This window comes from Leptospira weilii serovar Ranarum str. ICFT (assembly GCF_000332415.1).
Lineage (GTDB): Bacteria > Spirochaetota > Leptospiria > Leptospirales > Leptospiraceae > Leptospira > Leptospira weilii_A.
In genome coordinates this window covers 169,313-181,023 of the sequence record NZ_AOHC02000026.1, presented here as the reverse complement: position 1 = coordinate 181,023, position 11,711 = coordinate 169,313, and the positions used below count along the sequence as shown (strand labels likewise).

The 11,711-nt window shown below is 46.3% G+C and carries 7 protein-coding genes; 5 read left to right on the top strand and 2 right to left on the bottom strand.

From position 1 onward, the window contains the following. Positions 1 to 4 precede the first annotated feature (4 nt). Both LEP1GSC060_RS08660 and LEP1GSC060_RS08655 read right to left on the bottom strand, forming a co-directional pair. A complete protein-coding gene (locus tag LEP1GSC060_RS08660; RefSeq protein WP_003000868.1) occupies positions 5 to 1,462 on the bottom strand; it encodes an AAA family ATPase in 1,458 nt (485 codons plus the stop codon). Between the two features lie 119 nt (positions 1,463 to 1,581). Then, positions 1,582 to 2,400: a rhomboid family intramembrane serine protease gene (locus LEP1GSC060_RS08655; RefSeq protein WP_003000936.1), complete on the bottom strand. Its 819-nt coding sequence runs from the start codon at positions 2,398 to 2,400 to the stop codon at positions 1,582 to 1,584. Positions 2,401 to 2,506: 106 nt separating this feature from the next. On the opposite strand from LEP1GSC060_RS08655, the gene LEP1GSC060_RS08650 reads away from it, so the two are divergent. The 5 genes from LEP1GSC060_RS08650 to LEP1GSC060_RS08630 all read left to right on the top strand — a co-directional run bounded on the left by LEP1GSC060_RS08650 (position 2,507) and on the right by LEP1GSC060_RS08630 (position 11,457). Next, entirely contained in the window at positions 2,507 to 3,463 is a 957-nt protein-coding gene (locus tag LEP1GSC060_RS08650) for an MBL fold metallo-hydrolase (protein WP_003000999.1), read from the top strand. After that, on the top strand, positions 3,460 to 5,898 hold the full coding sequence (locus LEP1GSC060_RS08645; RefSeq protein ID WP_003001080.1) for a penicillin-binding protein 1A: 2,439 nt from the start codon (positions 3,460 to 3,462) through the stop codon (positions 5,896 to 5,898). The genes LEP1GSC060_RS08650 and LEP1GSC060_RS08645 overlap by 4 nt, the downstream gene beginning before the upstream one ends. Before the next feature lie 102 nt (positions 5,899 to 6,000). Continuing rightward, positions 6,001 to 7,251 carry a 2-oxoglutarate dehydrogenase complex dihydrolipoyllysine-residue succinyltransferase gene (gene odhB / locus LEP1GSC060_RS08640; protein ID WP_003001280.1) on the top strand — a complete coding sequence of 417 codons (1,251 nt, stop codon included), beginning with the start codon at positions 6,001 to 6,003 and terminating at the stop codon, positions 7,249 to 7,251. Positions 7,252 to 7,264: 13 nt separating this feature from the next. Continuing rightward, positions 7,265 to 8,668 carry a dihydrolipoyl dehydrogenase gene (lpdA, locus tag LEP1GSC060_RS08635; RefSeq protein WP_003000939.1) on the top strand — a complete coding sequence of 468 codons (1,404 nt, stop codon included), beginning with the start codon at positions 7,265 to 7,267 and terminating at the stop codon, positions 8,666 to 8,668. Positions 8,669 to 8,691: 23 nt separating this feature from the next. Next, positions 8,692 to 11,457 (top strand): 2-oxoglutarate dehydrogenase E1 component, encoded by a 2,766-nt coding sequence (locus LEP1GSC060_RS08630; RefSeq protein ID WP_003001143.1) that lies wholly within the window; start codon positions 8,692 to 8,694, stop codon positions 11,455 to 11,457. Positions 11,458 to 11,711: the final 254 nt, after the last annotated feature.

Sequence of the window (11,711 nt, the reverse complement as noted above, 5' to 3'; positions counted from 1 at the left end):
ATATTCAAATGTTCAGACAAGGAATTTTATCTTTATCGATTATATACCATTGATTTAGCAGTTTTTCGATGATCTTAGAATATACGAAACAATAGTCTAAGAGTTTTATAGGATGCCCATTTTGGATTTTGCTTTCATCCTCTTTGAGCCTGTTTAATAATTTTAGGAGATTTTCTCTTGATAGTCCGTCTAAAAATCCTTGAATGCTCGATTTCCGAAGATCTTTTAATTCAGGATCGTTTAGTTGTAATTTTTCGATCGTTAATTTCGCGGCCTTTTCGCTATTGATACCATCGACGGCCACCATACTACCGTCTTGGCGAAAATCAAAAGCAGTTTCACAATTTCCATCCGTTGGACTAATGAACAAATTACTTTCGCTCGGTTTTGGCCAATTTCCCTTTGAGTCCGCACCGTAAGCAATACTAGGATGAACTGGACCATTTTCCGTTAGTAAGATAACTTCCTCAATCGGAGTTTCACCAATGATTTGCGGGGAATGAGTAGACGCAAAAAATTGAATTTTGGGGAAAGTTTTCTTTAAATCATTGATCACATGTCTTTGCCACTTAGGGTGCAACAGTAAATCAATTTCATCAATGAGAACGATTCCCGGAGTTTCTTGAAGAACATTTTCTCCCAATTGTGGATTTAATTGGGCCGCTTTAAAACCGATATCGGCGGCCAATGCGATCATATTTCTCTGACCATCGCTTAACAAACGAAAGGGAAGAATTCCTTGTGGATCGATTTCTACCATAATGTCTTCTTCTTTCACACTATAATCGATCGATTTTCCATGATCTAAACAGCTAAGAATCGCATTCTTAACCGCGACATATTGTTTTCGCTCTTTTCCGTCTTGGAGTGAGATGTATTTTTCTTTTCGTATCCATTGAAAAAGGTCGGAAAAGTTAATCCTTGGGTCAAGACTGTATAGATAACCGTCAAGCCTGGAATTGTGAGTCTGCTTTTGATTGTAAAAGTCATTCATATCTCGAGGTTGGACCCAAAGTCTTCCGGCACCGTAATGAGCGATTAAAGGAAGAAGGCAAGGTTCGCCTTGTGATACGGCTTGAGCGGTTTGTTCTGAAATATCTTTGGCGCTTTGTGCACCAGTTCTTGTCGTTCTTCCACCAGGACCATTTAAAGTACGAGTCCACTCTACTTTGGAAGATTGAATGATACCTTCCGCTTTGATTGATACGGGATACTGTCCTTCGTAAGTGATTACGCCTTCAAATTCATTGCGTAAAACTCGAACTTCATCTTGTTTAATGGAACGAGAATCGTATCCTTGAATTCCTAAAAACCAGCTTCCAGTGGCTACGGCGATTGCATCTAAAAGAGATGTTTTTCCCGCTCCGTTTTCACCAACGATTAAGTTGAAACGATTGTTGAATGAAAAATTTTGATTTGCGAATCTTCGAAAATTTTCTATTTTTAAGCTATCGATTTGCATTAGGTTTTACTATTTGTAAAATTCTTAAAAAGTTCTTCATGCTATTTCTATTTTAAATACTTTCGCTCTGGGTAAACTGTAGGTTGTTTTATTCTTAAATTATTGATAAAACTTTATTTTCATTCTTCCGAATAATACTTACTCGAAGCGTCCTTTAGAAATTTCCTTTCCTTTTTCGAAAGGGAATCCATTCCCGATTTCGAAATCTTATCCAGAAGTTGATCGACTTCTTCCCGTACGTAAATCTTACGATTCATTTCTTCCTGCCATTTTCTCATTTTTCTTTTTTGAAAAAAACGATTGAGAGAAAACGAAGCCGGAATTTTAGACTTTAGTTTATTATAATATAGAAAATAAAGTCCTCCACCGATCGCTCCGCCCAAATGCGCCATGTGAGCGACGTTCCCGCCCGGGCCGGAAAAAGCGATGATGAGCATGAGAATCACCACCATATACTTCGCTTTGAGAGGAAAAAATCCCATAAACAAAAGTTCCTGATTGGGCCAGATCAAAGCGAACGCGATCAAAAGACCGTAAATTCCTCCGGAAGCTCCGATGATCGTGCCTTGGTGAAAACCCACGTTATGCAGAATCCAAGGGAAAAATCCTCCCATAAAACAAGAGAACAAATAGAACTTCAGAAAATTCCTTCCTCCCCAGTAACTCTCCAAAGTGGAACCGAACATCCAAAGAGAAAACATATTGAATAGAATGTGAAAGATATTCTGAACCGAATGTAAGAATGAATAGGTTATAAATTGCCAGACAAAAAAACGATGTGTGATTAAATCCGGCGTCATTCCTAAATAAAGAGTTAGGTAATCTCCGATCGTCCAGGAAAGTAGGAGTTGAACCGCAAAGATTCCCCCGTTTAAAATCAATAAGGTGCGGACTACGGGAGTCAGCTCCGGACCGATCCGATTGTAGATGCCTGTCATAGGAGAACATGATTTCTCTTTAGAATCCGACGACAACCGTAAAACGATTTTTCTTTTTTCTCTTCTCTTTGACAGAAAGTTTCAAAGGTAAAATCTTTGTTTCAAGATGATCGTTCAGTTATACGGAACCCGGGGTTCGGTTCCTTCCCCTCTACGCACCCGGGAATACATTCAGAAAGTGACTCAAATTTTGGAACTCGTTCGGGACGCGGGTCCGAACGCCCTTACGGATATTCAAAAATTTATTTCCAAACTTCCTCCCTACCTCAACCAGGTTGTCGGCGGGAATACGACCTGCGTTTCCGTGACCGCTTCCACCGGAAGAAGAATGGTTTTCGACGGCGGAACCGGTCTCAGAATCCTCGGAGACGAGTTGATGCGGAAAGAATTTCAAAACGGTTCGGGAAAAATCGCGTTATTCTTTTCTCATACACATTGGGATCATATCCAAGGAATTCCTTTTTTCAAACCCATCTATATACCCGGAAACGAACTCCATTTTTATTCTCCCTATCCGGATTTGGAGGCGCGCCTTGAAAAACAACAGACTTCCGAGTTTTTCCCCATTCCGTTTTCCGCCCTTGCCTCCACGAAACTCTTTACCTGCCTGAAACCCGGCGAAACTTTGGATTGGGAAGGAGGTTGTAAGATCGGCGTTTACCCTCTCAAACATCCCGGCGGATCGTTTGCTTACAGGGTGGAAGAGAACGGAAAGGTTTTTATATTTGCCACGGACGCCGAGTTTACGGGAGAGGATTTCGATTCCATCTCGGAAATGAAACCTTTCTTTGAAAATGCGGACCTGCTCGTTTTGGACGCTCAATATACCTTGGATGAATCCTTCCAAAAATTTGACTGGGGACACACATCCTACACGATGGCCGTAAACTGTGCGATCGCCTGGAACGTTAAACAACTCGTTCTGACCCATCACGAACCCGTTTACGCGGACGACGTGTTGGACATCATTCTTGAGGAAGCTCGGGCGCACGCGGTTTCGCTCGGCAATTCGTCCATCCGGATCGAACTCGCCGTCGAAGGGAACGTATATAAACTATCATGAAAAGTATCGGACTTCATAGAACCTCCAAAACCTTGCTCGTCATCGCCCTCTTAGGAGGTCTTTTTTTCGGTTATATCCTTTCGGAAGTGGACGAAGGCGGAGAACTCGCGATGCTCGCTTCTTACCAACCTACAACTCCGACAAGACTCTACGATATCAACGGAACCGTATTCGCGGAACTCTACAAACACAAACAACAACTTCTGAAATACCAGGACATTCCTCCTCACGTGGTGCAGGCGTTTTTATCCGTCGAGGACAACAACTTTTTCAATCACTTCGGAATCGATTTTATGGCGATCGTCCGCGCGGGGATCGTAAACGTAATTTCGGGTAGAATCAAACAGGGGGGTTCCACTCTCACGCAGCAGCTCGCCAAAACCGTTTTACAAAACAGAAAACGTTCCTTTGCGAGAAAGTTCATCGAGGCGTTGTTCACGCTTCAGATCGAACAAGAATATTCAAAAGAAGAAATATTAGAAATTTATTTTAATCTTATCTACCTCGGACACGGAACCACGGGGCTCGCTTCCGCGGCGGACGTGTATTTTCAAAAAGACGTGAGCGATTTGGACGTCGCCGAAGCCGCGCTTCTTGCCAGACTTCCCAAGGCTCCCGTAAAGTATTCTCCGTTTAAAAATCCCGCGATTTCCAAAGGAGCGCACCTGAGCGTTCTGAGACTCATGGCGGAACAAGGATATATTCCCGCGGACAAGGTTCAGTCCCTTCACGACGATTTCTGGAATAAATACTGGCCGGTCGTCATCACACAGTCTCCTTCTCAATCGACTTGGGGAAATCGTCTGAACAAGGCTCCTCACTTTACCGAATACGTTCGTCAAAAACTCGAAAAGGAACTCGGAGAAGACAAGGTTTATACGGGCGGTTTGAAAGTTTATACGACTCTCGACGCCCGCAAACAGGAGATCGCTCAGGAAGAATTGTCCAAGGCGATCAAAAAACACGACGACCTCGTTTCCGGAATCACGGTCAATTATTCCGGAGGAGCCGATCGGGGCCTGGTCGGTTTGTATTATTTAATGGGTTCCGTCTTTCCCATCGGAATGCCTTACGTGAGCAAACTGGACGATAAGGCCAATTACAGAGTCGCACTCGAAAGAGAACTCATAGACGCCGCGGATATTCTTACGATTTTAACCCCGGGAGAAAACGAGTCCTCCGCGATTTCCGAATTTCAAAAACAGACCGCGGTTTTCGGTAAAAACCTACACGTAGAAGGGGCGGCGATCACGATCGAACCTTCCACCGGTTATATCCAAACCATGGTCGGTGGATATGAGTTCACTCCGAAGAATCAGTTCAACCGAGCTACGATGGCGAGACGTCAGACCGGTTCCGCGTTCAAACCGTTTGTCTACGGGGCCGCCATTCAGGAAAGAGTTGTTGGAAGTGGAACCGGAATCATGGACGCGCCTCTCACAACTCTTACGGAAGAAGGAGAGGGTTGGTCGCCTCAGGATTTTGACGGAGACTTTTTGGGAATGGTTCCTTTGTCGCGGGCCCTTTCCTTGTCGCTTAACATCGTTTCGGTGCAGGTTTTCCTCCGAACCGGACCCGACGCGGTTATCGATTTTTCCTCCAGACTTCTCGGAGTCGTTCCGACTCGTTTTCCTCCGAGCCCCGCGCTCGCACTCGGGATCGCGGAACTGACCCCTCTGGAGATGGCGCTCGGTTACGCGACCATCGCCAACAATGGGAGAAGGGTGATCCCGTTTGGAGTTCGTTATGTGATCGATCAGAGCGGAAACGTGATCTACAACGAAGAAGTGAAGATCCAAGAAGAACTGCAAAAACAGGCCAAGGACGGAAGTATCCAGGTGATCTCCGAAGGAACCGCCTACATTCTCAAAAAAATGCTGACCAACGTGGCGATGGCCGGAACTGCGGCCATGGGACTCAGAGATCCAGACAAAGGAAATTACAGAGGAACCGCCGCCGGAAAAACGGGTTCTACTTCTTCGTTCACAAACGCGTGGTACTGCGGATTCGATCCGAATTATACGACCGTCATCTGGTTGGGTTTTGATAAAAGTTCGATTTCATTGGGAAGAGGACAGGCGGCTTCGGTTCTTGCGGTTCCGATTTGGGGAAGAATGTACAATCGATTTTACGGAGGTCAGAATTATCCTTCCTTCGGTGTCGACGGAATGCCCGAAGAAGTGCAAGGGGGAGGCACCTGCGCTTACAACGGACTTTCTCCAAAACCGGGAGTATGTCCCGTAACACAGAACCTGTCTCTCAAACCGATCACCGTAGCCGGAGTGACCAAGGCAGTGATGGGAAATCGTCAGTGTGACGGAGAAAGGGATCATCATAAGTCTATGGATTTTAGAGAGTTCTTACAAAAGGAATATCAGATCAGCGACGAGGAATTGGGTAAAACGGATCGGAAGTTCAAACCAAGAACGGAATAATCGCGTTTTGGAGAATTTCGTTTACAGAATTTTTTCGTTTGGAAGGATTGAAACCGAGGTCCGCGCGAATGCGCATCCTAAACCTCTCGAAAGGAATCATTCATGTCTGTAGAAATTAAGGTCCCCGAAATGGGAGAATCGATTACGGAAGCTACCATTGCCAATTGGGTTAAGAAAGAAGGGGACGCAGTAAAACAAGACGAGATCCTGCTGGAACTGGAAACCGACAAGGCCACCATGGAAGTTCCGGCTCCTTCCTCCGGTGTTCTTCAAAAAATTCATAAGAAAGCCGGAGACACAGTCAAGGTGAAAGAGATCATCGGTCTCATCGACTCAAGCGCAACCGCCTCAGCTCCCTCACCTTCCTCTTCGTCACCGACAACTTCAACCCAAACAACTCAAATCTCCGGAAACGGCAATAGCAACGATACTCTTCCACCTGCGGTTCGTAAGTTGATCGACGACAACGGTCTCAATCCAGCTTCCATTTCCGGTTCCGGTAAGAACGGTCAGATCACAAAAGAAGACGTATTAAAAGCGATCGAATCCAAAACTTCAACGCCTGCGATGTCCGCAGCGACGGCGGTTGCGGCCAAAGCCGCACCTTCTCCGGAAATTCCAAAAGCGATTCCCGCGGCGAGAAGAACCGATCTTTCCAGAGAGAACACGGTTCCGATGTCTCGTCTACGCAAAGTGATCGCGGAACGTCTCGTGTCCGCACAACACAACGCGGCCATCTTAACCACGTTCAACGAAGTGGACATGAGTTACGTGATGGAACTCAGAAACCGCTACAAGGATAAGTTCAAAGAGACGCATAACGTGGGTCTCGGTTTTATGAGTTTTTTCACAAAGGCCGCCATCCACGCACTCAAAACGATTCCCGCGATCAACGCGGAGATCCGTGGAAACGATATCGTTTATAAAAATTACTTCGATATCGGTGTCGCCGTCGGAGGACCGAAGGGACTTGTGGTTCCGATCCTCAGAGACGCGGATCTTTTGAGTTTTGCGGGAATCGAACAGGAAATCGGAAGACTTGCGAACCGAGTCAAAGACGGAAAGATCGAACTTTCCGAAATGGAAGGTGGAACGTTTACGATTTCCAACGGCGGGGTTTACGGTTCCATGATGTCGACTCCGATTCTAAATCCTCCTCAGAGTGGAATTTTAGGACTTCATAATATAGTAAAACGTGCGGTGGTGGTAAACGATCAAATCGTAATCCGTCCGATGATGTATCTCGCTCTTTCCTACGATCACAGGATCGTGGACGGAAAGGAAGCGGTTACGTTTCTCGTGAAGGTGAAGGAAGCGATCGAAGATCCGGCCCGACTTTTACTCGAACTTTAAGGAAAAAGATATCATGTCAGCAGAATATGACGTAGTCGTGATCGGGGCGGGACCTGGGGGCTACGTTTGTGCCATCCGGGCCGCACAACTCGGTTTCAAAACCGCAATCATCGAAAAAAGAAAAACCCTCGGAGGCGCCTGTCTCAACGTGGGTTGTATTCCCTCCAAAGCGCTTCTGGATTCCTCCGAAGAATATCACAAAACCCAACACAAACTCGAAGTCCACGGGATTACCGTCGGTAAAGTCGAAGTTGATATCAACAAACTCATGAACCGAAAGGACAAAATCGTAAAGGAAGTCACCGACGGCGTGGACTTCCTCATGAACAAAAATAAGATCCAACGATACGAAGGTTTCGGAAAGGTTTTATCCGCGGGAAAAGTGGAAGTCGCATTGACGGACGGAAACAAAGAAACCATCCAGGCCAAACATATCGTAGTCGCCACCGGATCGGTTCCGATCGACATTCCCGGTTTGACCGTGGACGGTAAAAATATCATCACCTCCGATCACGCGATCGATCTTCGCAAAATTCCTAAAAAGATGATCATCATCGGAGCCGGAGTGATCGGACTCGAACTCGGATCCGTTTGGTCGAGGCTCGGAACCGCGGTGACCGTCGTCGAATTTTTACCCGGACTCATTTCCAACGTAGACCGTCAGATGGGCGCGTTGTTGGAACGTTCTCTCACTTCTCAAGGAATGGAATTCTTATTCGAACACAAAGTAAAAGGCGCTACGACCGCAAAGGGCGGAGTCAAAGTTCAGATCGAAGATTCTAAGGGAGAATCCAAAGAACTGGAAGCAGACGTAGTGCTTGTCGCTGTCGGTAGAAGACCTTTTATCGAAGGTGTCGGTTTGGAAGAGGCGGGAGTTGTTTTGACTCCTCGCAAACGAATTCAAGTGGACGGACATTTTAAAACGTCGGTTCCGGGCATCTATGCGATCGGAGACGCGGTGGATGGGCCGATGCTCGCGCACAAAGCGGAAGAAGAAGGTGTGGCGCTCGCCGAACTTCTCGCGGGACAATCGGGGCACGTCAATTACGACGCGGTTCCTTACGTTATCTACACTTGGCCGGAAATGGCTTGGGTGGGAAAAGGCGAAGAAGAATTGAAAGCAGCCGGAATCGAATATAAAACCGGAAAATCGCTCTTTCGTCCGAACGCTCGCGCCAAAGCGATGAACGAAGCCGAAGGACAAGTCAAAATATTAGCGGATAAAAAAACGGATAAACTCTTGGGCGCCTTTGTATTTGGACCAAGGGCTTCCGATATGGTGGCCGAGTTGGCGGTTGCGATGGAATTCGGAGCCTCGTCGGAAGACATCGCGAGAAGTTTCCACGCGCATCCGACCTTGGCGGAAGTGATCAAAGAAGCGGCAATGGCGGTGGATAAATGGGCGATTCACGCGTGAATCGTATAGGTAGGTTTTAGATAATGAAAATAGAAAAACTCATGGCGCTTTACGGAGAGAACGGCGCTCTCCTCGAAGAACTTTATAATCAATACAAACTCAATCCGGATGCGGTAAACGGGGAGTGGAAATTATTCTTTCAGGAAGTGGACACCAACGGTCTCGCAAATGGGAACGGATATACAAACGGCAATGGAAGTAAGTCTGCGGTTGCGACTTCTTTTACGGACGCACAAGCGGGTTCCATCCGAGAGATGGGGGTCATCAACCTTCTCAACGCCTACAGAAGGCAGGGTCACCTCGCCGCAAAATTGGATCCTCTCGGAATTCAAAAACCGAATCGCACGTTCATCGATTCCAAACTGCATAGTATTTCTCCCTCCGATTTGGAAACGATCGTAGACAGCGATACTTTGGGAAGAGTGAAACTCCGGGAGATCGTGGATCTTTTCGAAAAGGTTTACTGCAACACGATCGGAGCGGAACATTTCTATCTCGTGGACGACGTGGAAAGGGAATGGTTGCAGAAAAAGATGGAGTCTCCCGAGTTTTTGGCGCCTCTACCGAGAGGAATCAAACTCAGACTTTTTGAAAAATTATTCCAAGCCGATTATTTCGAAACCTTCCTCGCAAAAAAATACGTGGGTAAAAAAAGATTCTCTCTCGAAGGGGGAGAATCCTTCATTCCGCTTCTCGACACGATCGTGGAAGAAGCCGGTCATCATCTGATGGACGGACTCGTGATCGCGATGGCGCACAGAGGAAGACTCAACGTTCTCGTGAACATCATCGAAAAACCCGCGTCACTCATCTTTGCCGAGTTCGAAGAAAAAACCGACAAGGATAACCTGAGTTATGCGGACGTTAAGTATCACTTGGGTTATTCCAATAGCAGAATGACAACCGCGGGCAAGGAAGTAAAACTTTCTCTCGCGTTCAATCCGAGTCACTTGGAATGTGTGGGTCCGGTTGTAACGGGTTCGGTTCGCGCACGCCAGGAACTCATCGGGGATAAGGATCGCGCAAAATACATGCCGATTCTGATTCACGGGGACGCGGCGTTTGCGGGTCAGGGTGTGGTCGCGGAAACTCTCAACCTGATGAACCTCGAAGGTTATACAACCGGTGGAACGTTTCATATCGTGGTCAACAACCAAATCGGTTTCACCACTCTTCCGGACGAATCCAGATCCACATTGTATGCAACCGATCTTGCAAAAGGATTTCAAATTCCGATCATCCACGTAAACGGAGACGATCCCGAAGCTGTGTACCGAGTCGTAAAACTCGGGATGGAATACCGCCAAAAGTTCAAAAAAGATTTTATCATCGATCTCGTATGTTATAGGAGACTCGGTCACAACGAAACCGACGAACCCGCGTTCACACAACCGAAGATGTATTCTACGATTAAAACCCATCCTCCGACCGTGAATCTATATGAGAAAAGACTCATAGAAGAAGGCGATCTCGCACAGGAAGACATCGACTTTATCAAAAACGGTTCGATGCACGGACTGGAAGATTCTTTTCAAAGAGCCAAGGAACAGGACGTAAAGATCCGTGTCGATACCATGCAGGGAGTTTGGTCCAAGTTTTCCAAGATGTCCTTGGATTCGGAACCCGCCACAAAACTTCTCGCGGAACAGATGCACGGAATCGTTCAGGCTTTGACTTCCGTTCCAAAAGGATTTACTCCGAATTCCAAACTCGTAAAACTTCTACAGAGCCGAAAGGAAATGGCCGAGGGAAAAATTCCGGTGGATTGGGGTTTTGCGGAAGCTCTTTCTTTCGGATCGATTTTGGAAAGCGGATTTAGAATCCGTCTTTCCGGTCAGGATTCTCAGAGAGGCACTTTTTCCCACCGTCACGCGGTGCTTGTGGATACGAATACGAACGAGAAATACGTTCCGCTCAATCACATCTCGTCTAAACAGGCAAAGGCGGAGATCATCAATTCTTCCCTTTCCGAGTTTTCGGTTTTGGGTTTTGAATACGGATATTCGCTCGCGGATCCGAACGCGCTCGTGATGTGGGAGGCTCAGTTCGGAGATTTTGCGAACAGCGCGCAGGTGATCTTTGATCAGTTCATTTCCAGTTCGGAAGTGAAATGGCAAAGACTTTCCGGACTTACGATGCTTCTTCCGCACGGATACGAAGGTCAGGGTCCGGAACATTCTTCCGCGAGATTGGAAAGATTTTTACAACTCAGTGCGCTCGATAACATGCAGGTTTGTAACCTCACGACCGCGGCTCAGTATTTCCATTTGTTAAGAAGGCAGATGCTTAGAAATTATCGCAAACCTCTCGTGATCGTAACTCCGAAAAGTTTACTTCGTTTTCCGGCGTCTCTTTCTCCTGTGGAAGACATTTTGCAGGGAGCGTTTAAGGAACTTTTGATCGACGACAGCGGTTCCAAACCGGATAAGATCGACAAGGTGATTTTTTCCGCCGGTAAAGTATATTACGATTTAATGAAATACCGAGACGAGAATAAGGTCAAAAACGTCGCTCTCGTTCGAGTGGAACAGATCTATCCGTTTGCTTCGAAAGAATTCGAGAATGTGGTCAAAACTTTCAAAAACGCGAAGCAGTTTGTATGGTGTCAGGAAGAACCCAAAAACCAAGGAGCTTGGTTTTTTGTTCGGGAAAGGATCGAAGAGATTCTCCCCGGAAACGCGCGTCTTTTTTACGCGGGAAGACACGAGTCTCCGAGCCCCGCCGCCGGTCACATGAAACTACATCTTCAAGAACAGGACCAACTCGTTCTGGAGGCGTTTCAGGCGTAGGATTTTTTTTGAAAAATTCTTTCGGCAGAAAGTTTTCAAGAGCGGAAAAATTATCTTTGATTCTTTTTCAGTGAAGAATCAAGAACGACTTACAAAAAACCCGGATCGGATCCGGGTTTTTTTTATTAACGTGAGTTTGACTTAAAAATGTTCGAGTTAGAATCGATAGAGAATTTAAGAACTGAACGTTTCGCTCGTACCGAAAGAAGTATGCTCTGTATAATAATGGGCTTCCTAAGACGGAATTTCTTTGT